Origin of the sequence: Acaryochloris marina S15 (assembly GCF_018336915.1) — a bacterium.
GTDB classification, from domain to species: domain Bacteria; phylum Cyanobacteriota; class Cyanobacteriia; order Thermosynechococcales; family Thermosynechococcaceae; genus Acaryochloris; species Acaryochloris marina_A.
Map to the genome: position 1 here is coordinate 2,281,016 of NZ_CP064923.1, position 22,662 is coordinate 2,303,677.

16 protein-coding genes are annotated in these 22,662 nt (G+C 47.6%); 12 read left to right on the top strand and 4 right to left on the bottom strand.

Going from position 1 to position 22,662, the window contains the following annotated elements; genetic code table 11:
- The first annotated feature begins 67 nt into the window (after positions 1–67).
- A complete protein-coding gene (locus I1H34_RS11090) occupies positions 68–6,250 on the top strand; it encodes a CHAT domain-containing protein (RefSeq protein ID WP_249370004.1) in 6,183 nt (2,060 codons plus the stop codon).
- A 189-nt stretch (positions 6,251–6,439) separates the two neighbouring features.
- On the opposite strand, the gene pyrC is transcribed toward I1H34_RS11090, so the two are convergent.
- Entirely contained in the window at positions 6,440–7,477 is a 1,038-nt protein-coding gene (gene pyrC / locus I1H34_RS11095) for a dihydroorotase (protein WP_212665668.1), read from the bottom strand.
- Between the two features lie 221 nt (positions 7,478–7,698).
- Between pyrC and I1H34_RS11100 the strand changes: the two genes are divergently transcribed.
- The 5 genes from I1H34_RS11100 (at position 7,699) to I1H34_RS11120 (ending at position 14,854) form a co-directional block, all read left to right on the top strand.
- Positions 7,699–8,340, top strand: a complete 642-nt coding sequence (locus tag I1H34_RS11100) for a toxin-activating lysine-acyltransferase (protein WP_212665669.1) — start codon at positions 7,699–7,701, stop codon at positions 8,338–8,340.
- Positions 8,341–8,639: 299 nt separating this feature from the next.
- Positions 8,640–9,167 (top strand): toxin-activating lysine-acyltransferase, encoded by a 528-nt coding sequence (locus I1H34_RS11105; protein WP_249370006.1) that lies wholly within the window; start codon positions 8,640–8,642, stop codon positions 9,165–9,167.
- A gap of 338 nt (positions 9,168–9,505) precedes the next feature.
- A complete protein-coding gene (locus I1H34_RS11110; protein WP_212665670.1) occupies positions 9,506–13,657 on the top strand; it encodes a calcium-binding protein in 4,152 nt (1,383 codons plus the stop codon).
- 157 nt (positions 13,658–13,814) lie between these two features.
- Positions 13,815–13,961 (top strand): hypothetical protein, encoded by a 147-nt coding sequence (locus I1H34_RS11115; protein ID WP_212665671.1) that lies wholly within the window; start codon positions 13,815–13,817, stop codon positions 13,959–13,961.
- A gap of 299 nt (positions 13,962–14,260) precedes the next feature.
- Positions 14,261–14,854 (top strand): hypothetical protein, encoded by a 594-nt coding sequence (locus I1H34_RS11120; RefSeq protein WP_212665672.1) that lies wholly within the window; start codon positions 14,261–14,263, stop codon positions 14,852–14,854.
- A gap of 252 nt (positions 14,855–15,106) precedes the next feature.
- On the opposite strand, the gene I1H34_RS11125 is transcribed toward I1H34_RS11120, so the two are convergent.
- On the bottom strand, positions 15,107–15,823 hold the full coding sequence (locus tag I1H34_RS11125) for a DNA alkylation repair protein (RefSeq protein WP_212665673.1): 717 nt from the start codon (positions 15,821–15,823) through the stop codon (positions 15,107–15,109).
- On the bottom strand, positions 15,813–16,103 hold the full coding sequence (locus I1H34_RS11130) for a small RNA NsiR4-regulated ssr1528 family protein (protein ID WP_212665674.1): 291 nt from the start codon (positions 16,101–16,103) through the stop codon (positions 15,813–15,815). The genes I1H34_RS11125 and I1H34_RS11130 overlap by 11 nt, the downstream gene beginning before the upstream one ends.
- Positions 16,104–16,374: 271 nt before the next feature.
- Here I1H34_RS11130 and I1H34_RS11135 point away from each other — a divergent pair, with 271 nt between their 5' ends.
- The 5 genes from I1H34_RS11135 to I1H34_RS11155 all read left to right on the top strand — a co-directional run bounded on the left by I1H34_RS11135 (position 16,375) and on the right by I1H34_RS11155 (position 21,597).
- The gene (locus tag I1H34_RS11135) at positions 16,375–16,911 is read left to right on the top strand and encodes a hypothetical protein (RefSeq protein ID WP_212665675.1); all 537 of its coding nucleotides are present in this window, start codon (positions 16,375–16,377) and stop codon (positions 16,909–16,911) included.
- Between the two features lie 10 nt (positions 16,912–16,921).
- Positions 16,922–17,554: a hypothetical protein gene (locus tag I1H34_RS11140; RefSeq protein WP_212665676.1), complete on the top strand. Its 633-nt coding sequence runs from the start codon at positions 16,922–16,924 to the stop codon at positions 17,552–17,554.
- 104 nt (positions 17,555–17,658) lie between these two features.
- On the top strand, positions 17,659–18,078 hold the full coding sequence (locus I1H34_RS11145) for a hypothetical protein (RefSeq protein WP_212665677.1): 420 nt from the start codon (positions 17,659–17,661) through the stop codon (positions 18,076–18,078).
- A 97-nt stretch (positions 18,079–18,175) separates the two neighbouring features.
- Positions 18,176–18,937, top strand: a complete 762-nt coding sequence (locus I1H34_RS11150; RefSeq protein ID WP_212665678.1) for a fimbrial biogenesis chaperone — start codon at positions 18,176–18,178, stop codon at positions 18,935–18,937.
- A gap of 50 nt (positions 18,938–18,987) precedes the next feature.
- Positions 18,988–21,597, top strand: coding sequence for a fimbria/pilus outer membrane usher protein (locus I1H34_RS11155; RefSeq protein WP_212665679.1), 2,610 nt, complete (start codon positions 18,988–18,990; stop codon positions 21,595–21,597).
- A gap of 54 nt (positions 21,598–21,651) precedes the next feature.
- Here the strand turns inward: I1H34_RS11155 and I1H34_RS11160 are convergent, their stop codons facing one another.
- Complete coding sequence (locus tag I1H34_RS11160) at positions 21,652–22,482, bottom strand: alpha/beta fold hydrolase (RefSeq protein ID WP_212665680.1); 831 nt, start codon at positions 22,480–22,482, stop codon at positions 21,652–21,654.
- Positions 22,483–22,562: 80 nt separating this feature from the next.
- Between I1H34_RS11160 and I1H34_RS32930 the strand changes: the two genes are divergently transcribed.
- Entirely contained in the window at positions 22,563–22,646 is an 84-nt protein-coding gene (locus tag I1H34_RS32930) for a hypothetical protein (protein ID WP_315874879.1), read from the top strand.
- The last annotated feature ends 16 nt before the right edge of the window (positions 22,647–22,662 follow it).

A 22,662-nucleotide genomic window follows, 5' to 3' on the forward strand; every position in this document is an offset into this window, starting at 1 on the left:
GATCCTGATACAACATTGGTTGAGGCCAGCCGTTGCTCCCCTGATGGGTGTGGTTTTGAGTCCACTGATGTTCTCAAAAATGGTGCTAGCTCAACTGATTGTTCCCGACAATACCTTGGGGCCGGAACAGTCCGTGGTTTCACCTGGGGCAACGGCTGATGAACTTTTTATTGAAGGTGGGGCTCAGCGAAATATGGCCCTCTTTCATAGCTTTGAACGATTTGGGATTAATCCCAATCAAACTGTTTTTTTTAGCAACCCAGCTGCCATCGAGAATATCTTTGCGCGGGTGACTGGAGGGACGGCTTCCAATATTAATGGTTTGTTGGGGGTGGATGGTCCCGCCAATCTGTTTTTCGTGAATCCTAGTGGGATTCTGTTTGGACCCAATGCCCAGTTGGATGTGGCAGGAGCCTTTGTAGCCACCACAGCAGATCGATTTTTGCTCCCGAATGGCAATTCCTTTAGTGCCGTCAATCCGAACGCTCCTCCGTTGCTGACGGTTTCGGTGCCCTTGGGGGTTCAGTTTGGTGCTCCCCCTCAACCTATTTCGGTCAATGGTGCCACTCTAGAAACGGCTGTAGGAGAACCCTTGGCCTTGTTGGGGGGAGCCGTAAATCTCGATGGTACTGAAATTTTGGCTCCCGGAGGACGGGTGGGTCTAAGTGGTCTTTCCCAACCCGGTACCCTTCTGTTTAATCTAGAGGCTGCAACCCCTGATACTTTTCTGACCGTTCCGGTTGGGGGACGGTCTAGTGTGACGCTTAATAATTCAACCATCGATACGGTGGAAGAGGAGGGAGGAGATATTATCTTTCAGGCTGAGAATATCTTCCTCAATCAAACGAATTTATTCGTGGGGCTGAATGAGGATGTTGACGACGTTGATGCCCAAGGCGGAGCCGTTCTTCTCAATGGAACTGGAGATATTCAACTGACTGAAAGTACTGTTCGGAGTTTGGTAGAGGATCTGGGACAAGGTGAAACCATCCGAATTAGCGCTCAGAATCTGACTCTGCAGGACAATTCTCAGATTTTTACGAGTACGTTGGGAGATAGCTCTAGTGGCGATATTCGCATTGATCTAACCAATCGTCTCCGCCTAGAAAGAGGGTCTGAAATCTTAAGTCGATCCTCTGCGGATGGATTTATGAGTGATGCTGGATCCACCTTTATTAATGCACCTGATATTAGCCTCAGTTTTAGCTCTGGCATTAGTTCTGAGAGTGCTGGATCTGGAGGAGACATTAGCATCACAACAAATTCTCTCTTGGTTCGCGAGGAAAGTGATATTCGCACGAGAAAATTTGGACCGAATACCTCGGAGGGAGATATTCGGATTCAGGCCAACACTATTTTGGTGGATGATCGAGGAGGACCTACTCAAGATCGCCCCCCTATTGGCATTACGACCAGTGTGACATTCTTCCCTGAAGATTTAGGGCTACCACCTGAAACCCTAGGTGGGACAGGAGGAAACATTGAAATTGATACTCAGAATCTCACCCTAATTGGTGGACTGATTGCTCCCGCTGTCTTTGGGAATGCTCAGGGGGGAAATCTGACAATTCGAGCGGGAGATACCGTCCAGTTAATAGGCGATCCAGCTGCAGCTCGAAGGAACTTTGCTGGGGTAGCCGAGTTGTCTACTGCCATTCGGGATTCGACAACGGAGGGGTTTAGTGGCGATATTCGCATCAATGCTCGCCACTTGATTCTGAGAGATGGCTCCATTATTGATGCTGGGGCTGAGGGATTAGGGAATAGTGGCGATATTTTTATCAATACGACGGAGTCCGTGACGCTACAAGGTACTTTGAATGGACAGCCCAGCCGAATTCTGACCCAATTGCAGAACCCTGGCATGTTTGAAGGTGGCAATATCGATCTGGTGACTGGACGGCTAACCATACAAGATGGTGGACAGATCTCGACCTCGACTACGATTAATTCGATTGGGAATGGTGGGGATATCTCAGTTGTTGCTAACCAGGGCATTTTGATCACAGGATCATCACCTCGGGTGACATTGCCTGCTGCAGATGCAGATTCTCCTTTTGTTCTGGATTCGACGAAGACGCTATTCCCGAGCGGGATCTTTGCCACTGCAACCGGTGATGGCAATGCCGGTGGGATAGACGTTTTTTCTCCCAATATTACATTGAGGAATGGTGCTCAATTGTCTGTGAGCAGTACGAATGATGGCTCTGCAGGGAGTTTATTTGTTCGATCCAACACGTTTGTCTTGGATGATGCAGCCCTGTTAGCCGAGGCTGTGGAAGGGAATCAAGCGGATATTGGGTTGATCGTCAGGGATTCATTGCGGCTCCTGAATGGGAGTCGAATCTCAACGGTGGCTGGGGGGAATGCTGATGGCGGCAATATTGAAGTGATGACAGGGCAGCTGACGATACGAGATGGAGGACAGATCTCGGCCTCAACTACTGCTGATTCAGTGGGAAATGGAGGGATTGTACGGGTTAATGCCAATCAAGGTATTTCTATCATTGGCTCCACGCCATCTCCCAGTGGGATTTTTACTAGCTCTTTGGGGGAAGGGGATGCGGGTGATGTGGAGATTGTTACCCCCACTTTAGAGATGAGTAATGGTGCTCAAGTTTCTGTGAGTAGTTCGGCGGGCGCTGCGGGATTTTTATCCATTGACGCTAACAAGGTTGTCTTGGATAATTCTGCACTCCTGGCTGAGGCGGTTGATGGAAATCTGGCTGATATACAGCTATCCGTTCAGGACTCATTGCAACTGCTCAACGGGAGTCGGATTTCAACGGTGGCTGGGGGGAATGCTGATGGCGGCAATATTGAATTAGTGACGGGGCAGCTGACGATAAGAGATGGGAGCCAGATTTTGGCATCGACTACTGCTGATTCAGTAGGAAATGGAGGGATTGTACGGGTTAATGCCAATCAAGGTATTTCTATCACTGGCTCTACGCCATCTCCCAGTGGGATTTTTGCTAGCTCTTTGGGGGAAGGAGATGCGGGTGATGTGGAGATTGTTACCCCCTCTTTAAGGGTCAGTAATGGTGCTCAAGTTTCTGTGAGCAGTGCGATGGGGGCTGCGGGACGTTTATTTATTGAGGCCAATACTGTTGTTTTGGATAATGCTGGATTCTTGGCTGAGGCAGTGGAAGGGAATCTTGCCAATATCGAGCTGTCGGTTCGAGATTCATTGCAGCTTCTGAATAGAAGTCGGATCTCAACCGTTGCGCGGGATGAGGCTAATGGGGGCAATATCTTTATTGGTGGGACTGATACCCAGTTACTGCGATTTTTGACCCTGCAAGGGGGTTCAATTATTTCTGCAGAGAATTCTGGTGGATTTGGTAACGGCGGTAGTGTTGATATCGCGGCTCAATTTATTATTGCTTTTCCCAGTGAACTCAATCAAATAATTGCCAATGCGTTTGAGGGGGACGGGGGCGATATTGATATCTTTACAAATGCGATTTTTGGGCCACAGTTTCTCAATATCTCAGCATCATCGCAATTAGGTTTTAATGGCGAGATTAATATCGAAACTATTGCCACGGATCCGACGACTGCCCTCACCCAGCTCCCCGAGAATGTGTTGGATAAAAGTACGCAAATTGCCGATGCTTGTGCTGTTCCGAGCACGGGGCAATCGCAATTTGTGGTGACGGGCCGGGGCGGTTTACCTCTGATGCCATCGAGTCGCCCTGCTGGGAGTTATTTGTTAACGGATTTAGGTACTCAAGTGCCTGCAGATGGTACGACTGTTTTGCAAGAAGCGAAGCGGTTAGTGGTTACGGTTAGGGGAGACTATTATCTGCAGGGAGAGTCGTCACTCCCCAAGCTACTAGAAGAGGCTCGCCAGGCTTATCTGGAAGCAAACTATGCCGACGCGGTTGTCCATTGGACTCAAGCTGCTAACCAGTTCTCCAAGCATCCTGGTATTTATGCTGCAGTTCAGAGCCATTTAGCCTTGGCTTACCATCATCTGGGCGATTGGGACAAAGCGAGGGAGGCAATGGCTGCGAGCCAAAAAGCTCTGACCCCGGACATGATTGCTGAACAACCCGCCCTCCATGCCCAGGTGCTTAGTGCGAGGGCGAGTTTATTCCTGGCTCGAGGGGATACTCGTAGCGCTCTGGAGGATTGGCAGACAGTGGCGAAGGCCTATCAACGGGCGGGGGATGATGCGGGAAACCTGCAGGTGCAGTTGAATCAAATTCAGGTTCTCCAAGATTTGGGGTATCTACGACAAGCTCAACAACAGCTTGTGCCATTGATGCAGATTCTAGAGCAACAGCCGCCGTCACCTGTTAAGGCGATGACTCAGTTGAATCTGGGGAAGGTATCGCGGGCTGAAGGAAATATGTTGCGATCGCAACGCCAAATCGAAGCCGCTCTCAATACAGCTCAATCTCTTAACCAGCCAGCGCTGACCAGTACGATTCTTCTGAATTTAGGTCATACCTTTCGAGGCCAGGGAAATACCCAAAAGGCGTTGGATTACTATCAGCAGGCCCATGCGATTGCACCGACATCCCTGATTCAATTTCAGGTGCAAGTGAGTCGATTTGATCTGTTAGTTGCTCAAAAAGATTCTGCAGCATTGCAGCTTTTTCAAGCACTGCAAGATCAAATGCGATCGCTTCCCAGCAGCAGAGAGGGGATTTATACACAACTCCACCTGATCGAAACGGTTTTGACATGGGGACAGAGGGAAGAATCTTCGACTGTATTGCACCTATTAAATCAAGTGGAAGGGCAAGCTCAAGAGCTGGATGATCCAAATGCTCAATCCTATATCTTGGGGTATCAGGGGCGAATTTATGGTGAGGCTAAACAATGGTCCCAAGCTGTGTCGCTGACTGAGAAGGCATTGCAGCAAGTACAAAGGCAGCAATCTCCAGAAGTTCTCTATCAGCTAGCTTGGCAATTGGGCCGTTATCGTCGTCAACTCGGCAATCGCCAAGGGGCAATTTCGGCCTATCTCGATGCTGTTGCAGCCCTAGACTCTTTACGAGGAGATCTCAGAACAGCCAGTGACGATGTTCGCTTTACGTTCAGGGATGGGGTAGAACCCATTTATCGAGAGTTGGTAGGACTGTTGTTAGAAGGAGATATGACTCAGGCAGATGCTTCGAGCAACCTAAATCGTGCCCGAAACCTCATCGAAGATTTGCAGCTCAATGAAATTCAAGACTACTTTCAGGATGCTTGTGTGCAAGCCCAACCGAAAGCAGTGGATCAAGTGGATCCAAGGGCAGCGGTGATTTATCCCATTGTCTTAAAGGATCGGGTGGATATAATTGTCAGCATTGGTAAGCAACCCTTGCGCCACTACAGCACACCGATTGAGCCTGGGCAGGTGGAAGATACCGTGAAACAGCTATTGCGATCCCTAACGACTCCCTTGGGGTCTGCCCAAAAGAGCAACCTGACTAAACTTCAACAAATTTACGACTGGGTGGTGGGTCCAGTTGCTGCCGATTTAGCCCAGCAGGATGTAGAAACGTTGGTTTTTGTCGCTGATGGAGCTTTGCGTACCTTACCCTTGACTACGCTTTATGATGGCGAGCAATACTTAATTGAAAAATATAATGTCGCCCTTTCCCCAGGCTTAGATTTACTAGCACCGCTTCCCCAAGATAGGGAGAAGGTGAAAGTATTAGTGGGTGGGGTGAGTGAGGCCCGATCTGGGTTCCCAGCCTTACCCTATGTGGCCAAAGAAGTGGAGCAGATTACCTCGCAGATTCAAGATCATGCTGTTCTGTTTAACCAAGATTTGACCCAACAAAATTTGAATGACTATTTAACAGAAGTGTCTTCTGAAGTGGTGCATTTGGCGACTCATGCTGAGTTTGGCGCTAGCCCAGAAGATACATTTATTCTCACCTGGGAAGGTCGGCTCTCGATCCAGGCGATGGCATCTTTACTCCGAACTCGTATTCGAACTTCTGAGGTTCCCATTGATTTACTGGTGTTGAGCGCTTGTGAAACGGCTGTGGGGAATAGTCGCGCTGTTCTGGGAATTGCGGGGATGGCGATTCGGTCCGGCGTGCGCAGTACATTGGCCGGATTATGGTCGTTGGATGATCAGGCGGCAGCAGCCTTTATGGGCCATTTTTATAAAGCCTTGGCTCAACCTAATATGACGAAGGCAGCAGCGTTCCGGCAGGCGCAGTTGGCTTTGATGAAAGACCCACAATTTAGAGCGCCCTATTTTTGGAGTCCGTTTGTGTTGGTTGGCAACTGGTTATGATCCTTGAATGCTGATGTTTAGAATGTCTATATTGGACAAGTGTACGGTGAATAGAAGGCTGGTGTATGTTAAAGCAGCGGTAAGATGAATGCTGCGGTTATTTTGTCTACCTCTTCAATTACAGAACCTTTAATTCAAACAATTGACCTTTTTAGGAAAAAGCATTGCACTGGATTTTGTCCGCTATGCCTAGGGGGCCATCATCTGCCATGAAATCTCCTCCCCTGCTCTGAGGGGAACTAGTCCAGCTTCAGGAAATGGTACTGTATCGGGAATACGCCAAGTCTTTTTTTCTAAGGTGATTTTCTCGATATTGCGTGGGAGTTGGTAGAAATCTGGACCATAGAAGCTGGCAAAAGCCTCCAGTTTGTCGAGGACATCAACACTCTCAAATGCTTCTGCGTATAGTTCCATTGCATGGAGAGCCGAGTAGCAACCTGCACAGCCACAAGACCTTTCTTTAGTATGTTGTGCATGGGGAGCGCTGTCGGTGCCCAGGAAAAACTTGGGATTGCCAGAGGTTGCTGCTTTTAAAAGAGCTAAGCGATGCTTCTCTCGTTTCAAAATGGGTAAGCAATAGTAGTGGGGACGAATACCACCTTTAAATAAAGCATTGCGACTGAATAGAAGATGTTGGGGCGTGATGGTTGCAGCAATGTTGCGGTCGGCACTGAGGACAAACTCTACAGCTTCGGAGGTGGTGATATGCTCAAGCACTACTCGCAGTTTGGGAAATCGTGAGACGAGGGGAATCAGGTGGGTTTCGATAAACACTTTTTCGCGATCAAAAACATCCACTTCAGTATTGGTCACTTCCCCGTGCAGTAATAGAGGAATATTTTCCTGCTCCATGGTTGCGAAGATGCGATCGCACTTCCGTATATCAGTCACACCAAAGTCAGAATTGGTGGTTGCCCCTGCAGGATAATACTTCACCGCTTTGACAAACTTCGATGCTTTTGCCGCAATGATTTCTTCTGGACTCGTATTATCGGTTAGATATAGGGTCATCAGAGGCTCGAATGCTTGACCCGCCGGTATTGCCGCTAAAATTCGGTCTCGATAAGCTGCAGCATCAGCCACCGTGCGGATAGGGGGCTTTAGGTTCGGCATGACAATGGCACGAGCGAACTGCCGTGCCGAATGGGGGAGAACTGCTTTTAGGGCATCTCCATCCCGTAAATGGAGATGCCAGTCGTCGGGCCGGGTGAGGGTGATTTTTTGCATCTATCAATCATAGGATTTTGACGTTAGCTTGAGCTACTCCTTATGTAAATCAGCCACGAAATTTGTTCAAAGAGCAACTAAACACCTGAACTTACCTGAATAAATCGGGATTTTACCTGCCGATTGATTTGGCGATAGTAGGGACATCAACGAAGCGATGACCCATAAGCACAGCTTCAAAGAACGAACCCCTTCTACCCAATTAGTACAGGTAATAAATCATGACTATGACTACCTCCGCAACCACCGAATTCGCTCTAGAACACATTCAAGAAGCGCCTGAAACTGAACTTGTGATTCCTGTTGAGAACGCAGCTATCCCTGACCCCACTGAAGCGACACCTGAACCCTCAGAAAAAGCTGTTCTCACTCCAGAACCAACAGAGAATCAAGATCCTACCCTTGAACAAAGGGAAGATGCTCAAGCTCAAACCTCACCAGAGGTGATGCGACAGAGACTGCAACTCTTAGGGGGGATTACCTGGCTAATGTTGCAATCTCCCCAACACTGGCACTGCACGATCGAGGAATTAGAAGCGAGAATTTTACCCAGCCTCACCCTCAACCAATTTCGCTATTACGAATCAGGCGGTCAACCCATCGGATTTGTCAGTTGGGCCTACTTGTCCTCAGAAGCCGAAGAGAAATATCAAACAGGAGAATACAAACTGCTACCGCAAGAGTGGCGGAGCGGTGAACAGCTTTGGTGTACCGATTTTATTTCGCCCTTTGACCAAAACCAAAGTATGTTCGAGGATTTGCGACAAAGTATTTTCCCTCAGGGCACAACCGCCAAAATGATACGTACCCAAGAAGACGGTGCTCGCTCAATTGTTGAATACCAGGTAGGAGCAGAAGATTGATCCTTAACCATTAAGACTAAATCCTAATGGCAGCAACGGGTTCCACCAAAATCTCTCCAACTTCTCCCTTTTGAAAACAAAGATTGTCTCACTCCTGCGGAATGGTTTGACTTGCACTCAAAATCCATTCGCAGGACTTTCTGCTGTTTGAGGGATGGAAAAACCCCTGAACTTACCTGAATAAATCGGGATTTTATCTACCTAGCGATTTGGCGATAGTAAATGTATTGACCCATAGACAACTCCGCCAGTCCAGTCTCCCGTTTAGTCTTTCTCTTCCACCACTAGAGGTAATAATCATGATGACTCAAGATATGTCCACAACAGTAGATACCACTTCAGATCCGAATGATGTTCCTGAAACACCCCAATCACTGATAACCAGTGCAGCTGATCTACCCCAAGCTACCCCAGAGGCAGTACAACAACGACTGCAACTGCTGGGATCTATCACCTGGCTGATGATGCAATCTCCCCTTCATAAGTCCTACACCCTTAGAGAACTAGAATCCCGCATTTTACCCAGCTTGATGCATGATCAATTTCGCTATTACCAAATGGATGGCCAACCCGTAGGATTTCTCAATTGGGCTTGGCTGTCTGCAGATATTGAAGCTCAGTACCAAACGGGAGAGTATCAGCTGCTATTTCCGGAGTGGAAAGGTGGTGACCGGCTTTGGTACCCCGAATTTATTGCTCCCTTTGGTCATGCCCGCCATATCGTCAAAGATATCCGCAAAAATATCTTCACCAAGGGCACCCCCGCTAAAGCTCTTCGGGTAGATGCTGAGGGCAATCTGCGCTCCATTGCTAAATACACCCTCTGAGTTTATGAGGCTCACATTATTCAAAGTATGTCTCTCAGTCAGGGGCCTTTGCATTGCAGAGGCCTTTCTTTATGGCGTTGCTCAAGGTTGGGATGAATTATATTTTTCGATTGCCTGAAATGAATGGATACCAACGCTTTTCGCTGATCTCGAAGTTCATGGTTGTCCTGACATTGAGCGCCGTCTTTTTTACTGCAATTCTACCTTCTCCATCCTTTGAATCTAGGTCCTGAACTTTTACCTGAATTTAGCTGAATAAAACGGGATTTTTTCTACCTGGCGATTTGGCGATAGTGCAGATAGTCAATCGGTTAGAAAAAAACACAAGGAGAAAACCCATGGGACGCGTTGTAAAAGCAGTAGTAAAAGAAGTTAAGAAGATTGCTCCTTCCCCCACCAAGCATGGTGGTTGGGGCAATGACACCCTCATTGGATATATGCCCGTCAACTATCTCTATGGTCATGGTGGCAACGACACATTAAAAGCCTATGGCTGGAAGAACACCGTTGATGGTGGCAGTGGCAATGACCATGTCGAAGCATGGGGGGGGAAGAACACACTCCGAGGCGGTTCCGGCCATGACCGTATTTATGGCTACGGTGGTTCAAACTATGCTCGCGGTGGAAGCGGTAATGATCAAATTCGCGTTTATGGCTGGAGCAATACAGTCTATGGTGATTCAGGAAATGACTATATCTATGGCGCAGGTGCTAAAAACTGGCTCCATGGAGGTTCCGGTGATGACCATATTCACTCTGCGGCTTGGGGGAACACTATCTACGGCGGTTGGGGCAATGACTACATTCATGCTGCTGCAGCCTCAAACACCATTCGGGCTGAGTGGGGCAACGACACCGTAAGGGCCTATGGTGGCTCCAACTGGGTCCATGGTGGCGACGGCCACGACAACATCAAAGTTTGGGGTGCCCACAATACCGTATATGGTGGTGGCCACAATGACTATATCGAGTCTTGGGGTGGTCGCAACACCATCCGAGGTGAATGGGGCGATGACACGATTCGGGCTTGGGGTGGTTCTAACTGGGTCCATGGTGGCGACGGCCACGACAGCATTGTGGTTGGGGGCATTAGTAATACTGTGTACGGTGGTGGCTACAATGACCGTATCGACGCTTGGGGTGGTCGCAACACTATCCGGGGCGAATGGGGCAATGACAATATCCGAGCAGGAGGTGGCTCCAACTGGGTCCATGGTGGCGATGGCCACGACACCATTAAGGTCTGGGGGGCTCACAATACTGTATATGGTGGTGGCCACAATGACTATATTGAGGCTGTTGCAGCTGGAAACCGAATCTACGGAGAATGGGGCAATGACCACATCAAAGCCTACGGTGGCTCCAACTATGTAGAGGGTGGTTCTGGGAATGACCACATTGAAGTCTTTGGTTTGGGCAACACCGTTTACGGTGGATCTGGAGATGACCACATCACTACAGCTGCAGCCTCCAACACCATTCATGCAGGCTCTGGTAATGACAAAGTCGTTGCAGTTGGTGGTCAGAACACCGTTCATGGCAACGAAGGCCACAACACTTTAATCGCAGCCGGTGGCTACAATCGTCTGACTGCCGGTTGGGGTAACGACACCTTGATTGCCGTCGGTGGTTACAACAATATGAATGCAGGTCACGGCAATAACACCTCAGTGGGCGTCGGTGGATTCAACACCATGAACGCAGGCCATGGCAACGACTTCATGTTTGGATTTGGTGGTGCTAACAAAATCAATGCAGGCAACGGTCGCAACACGGTCATCGGTTTAGGCGGAGCCAACGTTATCAACTCTGGTTCCGGCAACGATACTATCATCGGCGTCGGTGGGGCCAACGTTGTCGATGCAGGCGATGGCAACAACGTCGTCGTGGGATTCGGCGCACTCAACAAGCTTAAGACTGGTAACGGTAACGACATCATGGTCGGGGTTGCGGCCGGTAACTGGCTGACTTCCGCAGGCGGCAACGACGTCATTATTGGTCTGGGTGCAGCCAACTACTTAAACGGCGGAGCTGGCAATGACATCCTCGTTAGTGCAGCAGTTGCTAACGTTCAAGTCGGTGGCGAAGGCCAAGATGTGATGGTTGCCTTAGGCGCAGCGAATGCCATGGCAGGCGACACCATCGGCAAAGACACCCTCAAGAACATGGCTAAAGACTTAGACCTAGGGTCTCTGAAGCTCTCCGATGCCAGCCTACCGAAATTAGACTTCTCCGGTTTTAGTCTTCCAAACTTCAAAGAATTTGAGGTGGACTTTAGTGAACTGGGTGACGTTATCCCCGCCTTCAAAGGGCCTAGCTTCCTCCTGGATCAACTTCCTAATCCCGGCAGCTTAAAATTCAGCTTAAACGGACCTGAAATAAAATTACCCGAACTACCAGATGTTCGAGACTTGTCTATCGATACCCCTGACCTCGGTTTGAACTTCCCCGGAATTGACTTTAAGGTCACCGGCTTCAAGAATGTGCAACTGCCTTCGATTCAGATGCCTTCCATCAACCTACCTGGGTCTTTAATTCCTAGCCTGAGACTGCCTACCTCCAGCATTGGTTTGCCTCCGCTGACCATCCCAAGCTTGAATCTTCCCAAGCTTGACATTCCTAAAATTAACCTGCCTTCGATTCCAGTCCCCCAGGTCACTCTACCCACCCTGGACATTCCAGCTTTGGGCTTACCTTCCTTACCGGACCTTCCTTCTCTGCCTTCGGTTAACCTTCCAGAGCCCTTACAACTGCTCAAAGACAAAGCCAATAGCGTCGCTCAATCTATTAAGCTTCCCAACCTGACCCTTCCTAGCTTCGACCTCTTTAGCCACGGTGCCAACAGCGACATTATGGTTGCAGCAGGTAAAGCAAACTTCCTTCTAGGTGGTCAAGGCAGCGACGTTCAAGTTTCTCTGGGTAAAGCCAACGCTTTATGGGGTGGCAACGGTGCTGATGTTCAAGTGGCACTAGGTGCAGTGAACCTACTGTCCGGTGGCGAAGGCGACGATATTCAAGTGGCTGGCGGTAAAGTCAACATCGTAGATGGTGGTCGGGGCAACGATATCCAAGCCTCCATCGGTAAATTCAACCTCTTAAAAGGTGGCCTCGGTAACGACCTGATGCTGGCGGGTGGTTCCTTCAACAAGATGATGGGCCAAGATGGTAACGATATCATGATTGGCGGCGGTAAGCTCAACACCATGATGGGCGGAGCTGGTAATGACATCATGGCCGGCGGCGGCAAGTTCAATAACATGATGGCCGGAACGGGGGATGACCTGGTGGTTGGCGGCGGCAAGATTAACTCCTTGTCCGGTGGTAAAGGCAACGACATCATGGTTGGCGGCGGTAAATTCAACACCATGCTCGGTGGCGAAGGCAACGACATCCTTCTCGGCGGTGGTAAGACCAACACCATGAAAGGGGGGGCAGGTGCTGACATCATTATCGGTGGCGGCAAAATGAATCGTCTCTTTGGTGGCGAAGGCAACGACCTTATCCTCGGCGCTGGTAAGACCAACATCTTCAAAGGCGGCAAGGGAGACGATATCATCCTCGGTGCAGGTAAGAAGAACGTCCTCAAGGGAGGAGCTGGAGATGACATTATCCTTGGCGGCGGTCAGACCAATAGCTTCAGGGGTGGCAAAGGTAACGACATCCTGATTGGCGGCGGTAAGAAGAACACCCTAAAAGGAGATGATGGCGACGATATCCTCATCGGTGGTGGTAAGGAAAACAAGCTTATCGGCGGCAAAGGCAACGACTTTATCCTGGCCATTGGTCAAAAGAATACCTTTGACGGCGGCAAAGGCGATGATATTATTCTCGGCCTCGGTCAGGAAAACACAATCAAGTCCGGTTCTGGTAACGACATTGTCCTGGTCAAGGGTGCCAAGAACAGCTTCATGAGTCTAGGTGGTTTGAACCGCATCTACGGTGCCGGTAAGAACAACGCTATCCAGGGTGGACAAGATAAGGACACCATCCATGCCGGCGGTGAGTCCAACACTTACGATGCTGGTGCAGGCGATGACACCCTGATTTCCATCGGTAACAACATCACCTTGACCGGTGGCGCTGGCAACGACACTTACCAAATTGGGGGTAAAGATGACTTTGGCGCTTCTCTAGGGGCAAATCCTGGTGGCATCCGCACCACCACAATCGATAACCAGGGTGACGCTAACACCACCGATAAGCTGCTGTTAGGGGCCAAGGTTGATTACCGCAACATTGACTTCTCTCGCAGTGGTAATGACGTTCAGCTGAATGTCCTAGACACGAATGAGATGGTGATTCTCCAGGATTGGTATGCAACTCCCCTCAGCCAGCAGGTTGATACCATCCAAGTTAGCAATGGGGCTTCTCTACAGAGTTCTCAAGTGAGTGACATGGTACAAGCTTGGGATGCTTATGAGACAGCTGGTTCTACTCTGGCTGCTAAGACTCAGTTAGATTCAACCCTGAAGCAAGCCTGGGCTGTCTAGAACGAGTCACTGATTAGTCAAGCTAAGTGAGAGGGGGGAAACCTCCTCTCTTTTTTGCACGCATAATGAAGGCTCTAAGTCCTTTGAGTAAAGGTCAGTCAGAAACTAGATGAATAAATGGTCTCGGGTGAACTGAGCGATCGCAGTTGGGTATCAAATGAATCTTGATCAGAAAATTTCAATTATTGATGATGTTGCTCAAGAGATGAATCGAGTGCAACCCTGGCAGGAACTCATCTTTGAGCCCCCTACCATTTTGGAAGTAGATGAATTTAGTGAAAATCATCTAACGATTCGTTTGTGAATTAAAACTAAGCCGCTGCAGCAGTGGAACGTTGGTCGAGAATATCGTCGTTGCCTCAAGAATGCCTTTGATCGAGCAGGTATTTCTATGCCTCTCCCCCACCGAACGATTTAGCTGGAGAGTTCGCGTGAGTTACGCCATCTGAATGGAAGTAAATAAACCTTTGGCATCCATTCAATAGAGTGGTGTGTATACGTCTAACCGAATTTTTATCCCGGTCAAGCGTATATGCAGGTACAGCCAAATTTGACAGGATTACCGATAATAGTGGGGATGAATCACCCCCTTTATAAACTCCCATGAAATCTATTGCTGAACGCTATAACGGCCTCGCTGGGGCTTATGTCAAACTCTCTGATAAATTTCATCAACTTGACGTGGCTCATATGAACCTGAAGGAAAAGCTGTTACCCGCCGTCAAAGCCATCAAGAGTTATCGGTCTTTAGTCAATCAGCTTCAGCAGGATAAATCCGAACTTGAACGTACTATTCAGACCCTTACTGAGCGACAGCAGCGTTTGGAGGAAAATCAGCTAACCTTACAAGCGAAAGAGGTTGAACTGTCGATGACCGTCAATACTCTGACGAAGGAGAATACTGATTTACAAGCTAACTTAAAGGAATTTCAGACTAAGTTCGATGCTGTAGCCGATTTTGAATCACTGCTAGAGTCTGAACCTCAAGCTATTTTGGCAGAGGCCGAACAGCAAATGGAACTGGTTGAAGAAACACTGCAAGAGATAGCGCTCAACAGTGATCCTGACTTGAGCCAAGAAGAACAACAACTGGTAGAGGCTTATCAAAAGGAAAGTGAGAGTTTGTTGGTCTCTATGGAACTCTCTCAGGAAAAGAACTCTCAAGACGTCGCTGACGTTTTGCCCTGCGTTGCATAAGGGTAAAGTTCCTGGACGCTTTTCATTTGTCTTTTAACTCCCCTGCCTGTAGCAATGCGGGGGAGTTTTTGGATGTGCGATCGCAAGTGCAATACCGAGATGCGATCGCAACTTCTCCTTTAGCCTCTATCTACAAACTCCGCATCAGGCAATTGTGTCCTGGCAAACCCAGCTCAAGGGAAATTTCTGTTCAAAATGAGAGCAATGCCTTGCACGAGCAACGATCACAGGAATTGGGGGTTCGGCAAAGGACTAAATTAACCCTTTCAAATATCTTTGTCGTTCAGGATTGGGAAATTTCTCAATGGCATACCGCAACATCGTGCGGGGCATCTCTTGGTAATGCACTTTGAGAAAGCCTTTCTCTATTTCTAAATCCCGTTTGCCAATTTCCCGAAGCATCCAGCCGACGGCTTTGTGGATTAGATCTTCCTGATCGTGCAACAGTAACTTGGCAATCGCTAGAGCGTCCTCAAAATCATGATTGCGAATCCACTGAAAGGTTGCGATCATGGCGATTCGCCGTTCCCATAGACTTTGAGACTGGGCCAATGGATATATCGGTTGACGATCTTTCCCTTCAAGAAAGACTCCCACGATTTGATAGGCAGAACTGTCTACCAAATCCCAGTTGTTGATGTACTGGGTATGGCGGAGATAGAGACCGTAAAGATGGGCTTGGTTTTCTTCAGGGGCTTTCTGAAATTGCTTGACCCAAACGAGCAGGGCAAACAGACGTTCTTCATGAAATGGTGATTTGAGAAGAGCAATGACCTCTTTGTTGGGGAGGTATTGGTAGTGAGTAACCTGCTGTCTGAGTACAGGGACTCGAATCCCTAAGAATTGATCACCTTCACCATAGTCACCTGCCCCAGTTTTGAAAAAGCGTTGGGAATGCTCGGCAATCTCTGGATTGGCGAGGGAGACGAGTTGTTGATGGACGGCACCAGCGGTAAGGTTATTTGCCACCGTAATAAAAAGCGACTTCCTTATCCTTCAAGGGAGCGAAATCTGCATCCAACAGCATTTGATTGAGTTCAGCTTGGGCAAGATGCTTGGCTCCAATGCGGACAATCCGAGATCGCATGGTATTGGATACGCCACTTCGTTGCCGATTTCCCTCTAATCCCATGATCTGATTGTAGAGATTGAGTTTGGGAGCGGGAATTTGGGAGCCATCGAGATCGAGACCTTTTGAGATCGCAGTATCAACTGCCTCTGCGCCGGTTGTATTGCTAGGGTTTGCCATATTAATAGGGGGTTGCTCAGTTCACGTTCGGATCCTACCAGTGATTGGGATGTTGCTCACCCATATTTAGGATAAGAGGTGATTCTCATCTGGTCTTTTCTATTAGCTGAAAATTAAAATAATTGATTAGAATTATAGTGATATCTCTTAAGTATTTTTTGATTGTAGTTAAATAATAGTGTAAATCTACAACTCAAACTTCTATATATACGGGTTTGAATACAGTCAGTTATTAAATTAGAAAGTGAAGGAAAAGTTATTATCTTAGATTATGAAAGTTTGTGTTAAGTCTGAATCCGCTCTAGGCAATTCTATCCTCCGCACTTTGGCAGTGTTAGGTGTTTCTTTTGGTATGGCAGTCGTGATGCCATCCGAAGCATTTGCAGATACCGTAAATTTGTCTGGTACTGTCTCTTCAACACTAACGCTTTCGACAACAGCTACGGGCACTGCTGGTGCTTTGCCTTTAGATGGTGGTGCTGCTGGTAATCAGCAAATTGTCCAAGTCGCTGATCTAGGTATTAATACAAACAACGAGCAAGGATATACCTTAACCGTAACCTCAGGAGACCTGACAAAGTCCGGGGGAACAGCCATCTCTTATCAGACAACCACAACAGCTACTGGTATTTCTGCAGTGACAGGGGACTTTGCGGTTGCTTCAGGTACTGATCATACGTTCGCAACTTCTGCAGCGAATGCCTCCGGATCGGGAGATCGCGATCTTTGGATTCAATATACTCCAGCCTCTCTGCAAGACCCCGGGTCTTATACAGGGGCTATTACAGTGACAGTGGCTGATAATTAAGCAAAATCTTATGGATTATCGGCCTATAGCTGAGCCATTGAAAAGGCATATTTCACCGATGGCCCTAGATTTAAAATCTTTGTTGCATCAGCAGAAGTCTGCAGTCAATACTCGAGGGACTCATTCAATCTTCTGGATGTCAGGGATATGTCTAGGGCTATGGGGGATACTGACTCCCCATAATCTGGCCAGTGCAAATAGTAGCGTTGATTTAGTGGGGATTATTTCTCCCCGACTCACCATAGACTCGTCTTCAAATTCCAGCTCGATCAAAGTGGAATTGCAACCTCAGTCAATTCAAGCTGCTGACCCATCCATTTCTCAAGGAAACCAGAGTCGGATTACGGTCAAGGTGATGGATCTGACGATTCAAATGAATGGGGAGTATCCCTTTGACGTTGTATTCGAACCGGTTAAGAACTATCTAGAAAGTCCAACAGGAGAGAGGGTTCCGTTCCAATTAGGTATCTCTACACCGGAAAATCAGAGGGCGACTTTCAGTACCCAGCAGCAGCCTCAGGTCAGAGTCCCTAGTCAAGGTCAAGCGCTCCGGCTGAGTGTCTATCTCCAACTTGAAACCGTAGACCTTGAGACTGCCCAAACCTATCAGTCAGAGATTTTGCTGAGCACAATTGATCAATGAATTATTCCCAAATGCACTGTTATTAGAACTAGTTCGAAAGTGTGAAATACCCTACCTTAAGTGACCGAGCTTTCCCCCTATTAGGTTGTCTGATAGGGGGGCTCATGATGGGGCTTCAACCAGCTTTTGCCTTGCCGACTTTAACGACTACCCCTTCAAGTAATGCCAGCAACCTGACGTTAGATGGCGAAGGCAGTACGAGTAGTCGTATTGTCAAAGTAGCAACATTAACCGCTTCAACGATAAATCTTACGGGATTCACCTTAACAATTAGCTCTAGCTCCATCGGAAAATCAGGTGGTACTCCAATTGGCTTTCAAGTTGTCACTGTAAATAGTGGAGATCCACCCCCTACTGCAGCAGAATTTACAGTTCCATCTGGGAATAATTATGAATATACGACAAGTTTAGCTGGCACAGAAAATCGGGATATTTATATTTATTATACGCCTGGAATTTTGCAGGACCCTGGTAGTTATAGCGGCTCTATTCTTGTCAATATTTCAGATAACCCTTTGATCTAAAATAATCAGCTTTATTAATACCATAAAATAATAAATCGACAACCGAGCTTGAGAGTGATCTTGGCTTAATTGAGTTGTTGAAAGGCAAGGATGATTTATGAAATCAGTATTTCAAGCCATTCTGTTGGCAGCCACCATCAGTCTCTTTAGTTTTCAGCCCAGCAATGCTTTTAAGTTAGAGCCAATTTCACGAACGTTTAAGCCAGTCGGTTCTGGTTCCACTCAGTCTTACGAAATTTTTAATCCGAGCAATGAACGGGTCGCTATTAATATTTCAATGGTTCATCGGTTGGTGAATAAAACCGGTCAGGAAAGTCATGCACCTGCAGATGATGATTTTCTGGTCTATCCTCCGCAAATATTACTTGAGCCAAATGCCATGCAGACGGTAAGAGTGACCTGGGTTGGAGAGTCTGAACCCACTCAAGAACTCGCTTATCGACTGATTGCCGAACAATTACCCATCAACCTCGATCCACCTTCAGCTCCCAAGGGAACATCCTCCACCGGCAAGATAAAAGTGCTGATGCGCTATGTCGGCTCGGTCTACATTAAGCCAGAAAAGGTCAAACCTGATGTTGTTCTTGCGGGGTTAGAAAACATGCAATCCCCAAAAGGCGATGCACAGTTGGCCTTGACCTTTCATAATCAGGGAACCGCTCACGCATCTCTACGGAAACTGCAGCTCAGATTGATTGCTGCGCAGGGTGAGGTTTTGGAGCTGACCCCGGAGCAAATGGGTGAAATGAAGAATGCCACCATTCTGGCAGGTAAGCAACGTCAATTCCGAATTCCCTATCCCGCCAATTTGAACTTTAAGCCTGTAAAGGCCACCTTTACCTTTCAACAGCCGGACTAAGGAGGAAATAGGGCATTGAATCCTCTCAATCGGTGAGAGGGAGATGAATTATGACGCTAGGACACATCCCACCTCCTCCTCAATTGGTTCTTCCAGTTGAAGAAATTACCACTGCCAGTACCCCAGAATCACGACTGTTTTCTAACACCGCATTTGAACCACCACCATCTGATCCACCGACTGTTCCACCATCAGTAGAGCCAGAATCATCCTCCGCTGACTTAACTGAAGAGGAGGTGTTTGAAAAAGTGTTTGGGCAACCCCAATTGCAGGAGAGACCCCATCAGCTGATGGCGCCATTACTGATTGATGGAAGTGTCATCGGTGAAATATTAGTGACGATTCCAAATGGGAATAGCAAGTTGATTCGCCTGCCTGCTGCGCAATTGTTGGAACCCTTGTCCAAGGTATTGGATGCAGAGAAGGTGGCTTTGCTAACATCCGATGTGAGTGAAAGCGGTCAACTGTCCCTGCAAAATCTAAGCCAACAGGGTCTGCAGGCCCAATTTGATGAACAACGGCTGGAGATGAAGATCACCATTCCTTCGGTTCACCGAAAAGTGAAGGTATCCTCACTAGGCTCGCAATCCCAAGTTCCAGGCGCAGAAGCCCCCCTGACCCCGAATTCGTTCTCAGGATATCTCAATGTCAGAGGGGGAGAAACGGTGGATTGGTCTGAAGGGGAATGGGAACGGCAGCCTGTCCAGTTGGATCTTGATGGGGCTTTAAATTACAAAGGTTGGGTCTTTGAAGGCGCGGCACGTTGGGATGAAGACGATATGACAACGGTTCAACGGGAAGATATCCGTCTGATCCGAGATGACCCAAAACGATCTGTGCGATATGTATTAGGGGATTTGGCACTACCGACGATTGGGTATCAAAATAACCAGTCTATCTTTGGCATGAGTGTCGTCCGTAATTTCAAGCTTCAACCTAACCGAGTAACCCGTCCGATCAATCGATTCGAATTTTTTCTAGAGGATGATGCTCAGGTTGAAGTTTTTAATAATGGTCAGCTTGTTCAAACTTTAAGGTTGTCTGCAGGTCCCCAAGATATTCGTGATTTGCCCCTCACGGCAGGTCTCAATGATGTGCAGCTCGTGATTACAGACAATGTGGGTCGGGTCCAGCGTTTAGATTTTTCGGCAACGGTGGCCGGTGATTTACTCGCACCAGGGCGGCATCAATTCGCCTATGGGGTCGGCTTTCCACGGACTGATGAAACGGGTTTGTGGCGTTATGATACCTCCCAACCGATCGTGAGCCTGAGTCATCGTGCTGGGATATCTCCGAATTTTACGGTGGGGGGATATCTGCAAGCGGGATTCCAGGAACAATTGGTCGGACTTAAAGGCCTCTGGGCGGCCCCCATTGGGAATGTAGATGTGGATGTGGCCTTTAGCAATAAACAGGAATGGGGGCAAGACTATGCATTCAGACTCGGGTATGACTTTTTACAGTCCGGCAAACGAAACCCCACCCAACGGAACTTTGGGGTCGCGGTGGAGTACCGGGGTAACGTTTTTGCAAACTTTGGAGCTGTCAATAGAGAACAAGAGACAGCCTTAGATTTCACGGCCTACTATAGCCAAAAGTTGTTTTGGGATATAACTAGTACTTTAAATTTTCGCTATCAACTGGGACGGAATACCTCAGACCAGTACAAGTTGGTTTGGGGACTGACTCGATCCTTTAAGGGGGTTGGTGTCAATCTCAGATTAAGCCAAATTCTCAACCAAGAGGGAAATCATGAGCAGCAAGCCTCCCTTAATTTCCTGTGGCTGAAACCTGAAAAACGACAGACCGTGCAGCTCACGACAGAAGTGAGCAGTGTAGACGATCCTGAAAACCGTTTGGCCTGGAATTATAGTGCTCTAAATCCTAATCAGGGATTGGATGCATCGGTGGGGTTAAATACGAAGGCCGATCGTAATCGTCTCTCTGGCAACCTTAAATACAAAGGGTATCGAGGAACCTGGCAACTGGACCAATCTTTTGAGCTAGAGAGGGAGAGTCAAAGACTGACCCAAAGTAGTACTCAGTTAACGTTTGGTACAGCAATTGTGTTTGTCGATGGTCATTGGGGCATTTCACGCCCTGTAACAGATAGTTTTGCCTTGTTAGTACCTCATCCTAATTTGAAGGGATTAAAAATTGGTGTGAATCCTAATGGCGGTGAGAACTATCAAGCCAAAGTTGATCCCTTTGGGCCAGCCGTGATGTCCAATTTACAGTCCTATCAACTGTCCACATTGCGGGTGAGCGCACCTGATTTGCCCATTGGTTATGAGATTGGTCCTCGGGTACATTATGTTTCTCCTACCTATAAAAGCGGTACGCTGATTCGCATGGGCTCTGATGCTTCTATTTTCTTGAAGGGGAAGTTGCTGAATTCGCAAGGCGAGGTGATTGCGTTGCAAGCGGGTGAAGTACAATCTTTGTCCGATCCGCAGTGGAAACCGATAACCCTATTTACAAATAAGGCGGGTAAATTCGCGGCCGAAGGGTTTAAACCTGGAAAATATCGAATTCGGCTGTTTACAGAAAAGCCCCAAGTTGTGCAGTTTACAATTCCTGGCGATCAGGAAGGTATCTATGATGTAGGTCCAATTAAGGTGACAGGTGAGGCCATTCTTGAGTCATCCCCAAAAAAGTAAGAAAATGGAGGGATGGCCAAAGGATTAGATTTAGCTCATCTTTATTCAGTCAATTTATACTTCAACACTGGTCAAAAAATCCAAAGTTAAGTCAGATAATGTCTGGCAATATTTCGTGGGAAGTTGATGGTCTGCGCCTGGAATAACATGTAATTTTCCTTTAGAGATGTTTGCTTCAAGATGCTCCCCAAATTCAACGGGAATGGTTTCGTCTGACTCTCCGCAAATAATAACCGTTGGAGAATGGATGTTTTTTGCATCTTCATGGATAAGTTCATCACTTATTTCTAGGCGAAATGCTCTTTGTATCCATGCTTGAAAGACAGGATCATGTAAAAACCTCTCTCGAATAAACCTGATCTCCTGCATGAAATTTTCATATCCAAGAAATTTTATCAAAGGAGAAACTAGGTTGATGAGCCAATCGATGACTGGCGTTTTCCACGAAAAAGGGATGAGTATACGATACGGTTCAAGATATTCTCCAACACCGGCGGGGGCTAGCAGAACTAGTCCTAATATTGATGGGGAGGCAGAAAGTTCTAGACGTGCTGCTGTCCAACCCCCTAAAGAATGGCCAACAACAAAGAAATTTTCAATTCCAAGTGTTTCCATGAATTTTTTGGAAAAAGCGACTTGTGAATCAACTTTATATTCAATCTCTAATTTAGAAGAATCACCAAAACCTAATAGGTCTAGACTTATACAGCGATATTTGTCTTTAAGGTTATTGGTGATGCCTTCCCAAACTGATGCATCTGAGAAAAAACCGTGAATGAATAAAATGGCTGGGCCATTGCCGATATCGATATATGCTGCACTGACCTGACTGTCTGGTTTTCCTTCAACACTTAGTTCGAATGAAATATTAGATTTCGTCAACATTGATTCCGTTGAGTGTATATCTGCACAGCTACTTTGGTTCCTGCACCGGCATTTCTGTTGTGGATGTGACGAAGATCGCCATGTGTCATAACTGTTGGATTTCTCGTCATCGCATTTTCAAAAACATGACAGCTCGGGGGCAGACATCAGTCAGTTGGTGTTAGGGCTGCAAGTTACCTC

Bases quoted from the DNA above. Each gene is read 5' to 3' on its own strand.
- I1H34_RS11090 (WP_249370004.1), top strand. From the start codon at position 68: ATGTTCTCAAAAATGGTGCTAGCTCAACTGATTGTTCCCGACAATACC.
- pyrC (WP_212665668.1), bottom strand. From the start codon at position 7,477: ATGCAAAAAATCACCCTCACCCGGCCCGACGACTGGCATCTCCATTTA.
- I1H34_RS11100 (WP_212665669.1), top strand. From the start codon at position 7,699: ATGACTATGACTACCTCCGCAACCACCGAATTCGCTCTAGAACACATT.
- I1H34_RS11105 (WP_249370006.1), top strand. From the start codon at position 8,640: ATGATGACTCAAGATATGTCCACAACAGTAGATACCACTTCAGATCCG.
- I1H34_RS11110 (WP_212665670.1), top strand. From the start codon at position 9,506: ATGGGACGCGTTGTAAAAGCAGTAGTAAAAGAAGTTAAGAAGATTGCT.
- I1H34_RS11115 (WP_212665671.1), top strand. From the start codon at position 13,815: ATGAATCTTGATCAGAAAATTTCAATTATTGATGATGTTGCTCAAGAG.
- I1H34_RS11120 (WP_212665672.1), top strand. From the start codon at position 14,261: ATGAAATCTATTGCTGAACGCTATAACGGCCTCGCTGGGGCTTATGTC.
- I1H34_RS11130 (WP_212665674.1), bottom strand. From the start codon at position 16,103: ATGGCAAACCCTAGCAATACAACCGGCGCAGAGGCAGTTGATACTGCG.
- I1H34_RS11135 (WP_212665675.1), top strand. From the start codon at position 16,375: ATGAAAGTTTGTGTTAAGTCTGAATCCGCTCTAGGCAATTCTATCCTC.
- I1H34_RS11140 (WP_212665676.1), top strand. From the start codon at position 16,922: ATGGATTATCGGCCTATAGCTGAGCCATTGAAAAGGCATATTTCACCG.
- I1H34_RS11145 (WP_212665677.1), top strand. From the start codon at position 17,659: ATGATGGGGCTTCAACCAGCTTTTGCCTTGCCGACTTTAACGACTACC.
- I1H34_RS11150 (WP_212665678.1), top strand. From the start codon at position 18,176: ATGAAATCAGTATTTCAAGCCATTCTGTTGGCAGCCACCATCAGTCTC.
- I1H34_RS11155 (WP_212665679.1), top strand. From the start codon at position 18,988: ATGACGCTAGGACACATCCCACCTCCTCCTCAATTGGTTCTTCCAGTT.
- I1H34_RS11160 (WP_212665680.1), bottom strand. From the start codon at position 22,482: ATGTTGACGAAATCTAATATTTCATTCGAACTAAGTGTTGAAGGAAAA.
- I1H34_RS32930 (WP_315874879.1), top strand. From the start codon at position 22,563: ATGTGTCATAACTGTTGGATTTCTCGTCATCGCATTTTCAAAAACATG.